At 39.7% G+C, this 658-nt stretch carries 1 protein-coding gene; it reads right to left on the minus strand.

All coding sequences use genetic code 11. The annotated features are described in order from the left end of the window. Positions 1-581: acyltransferase (locus A3756_RS28495; protein ID WP_231875446.1), on the minus strand; the 581-nt coding region annotated here is incomplete at its 3' end. Positions 582-658: the final 77 nt, after the last annotated feature.

Raw genomic sequence — 658 nt, forward strand, 5'->3', positions numbered from 1 at the left:
GCACTTTCCAAATCAAGGCTTTTCAGATCATCATCACCCTCGACACAATTAGCTTGAGGTAAACGCGAGCTATACCTTAATGGAGAGTGACAACCCGCTCGCGCTATATCTGGATGAGAGTTTAAAGCAGATTCCATCTTCAATACTGCTGGTTCAAATCTGGAAGGAAATCCTTTGTTCCAAATCCCGATAGTCACCAGAATCGAAATTATGACAGCTGGCAGTAAGAACATTTTTAATACAACAGATCTAAACTCAGTATCGCCTGACTCTCGAAATGGCTGCTCTATGAAACGCCAAGTTAATACTGAGACTAGATAAGTCAGAACAATAATCAAAAGCTGCACTATCAGAGTCAGCTCCACAGACATATATCGGAGGAACACTATGATTGGCCAATGCCAAAGATACATTGAATAGGATATTTTGCCGGTAAAGACAAACCCTCTCATAGAGAGTAACTTATTAATTAAGCCACCTTGTGAATAAATCAACAATACTGTACCTAGTACTGGATATAAAGCATTATAACCAGGAAACTGAGAATGCTCTGTTAGAATTGATGAACTTCCAAATATCAAAACCAAACCCAATACAGATACGACCGAAGACTTCGAATACCCAAATTTCGGCAACCTAGGCCAAACAAGAGCCAATA

It is taken from the genome of Oleiphilus sp. HI0086, assembly GCF_001635225.1.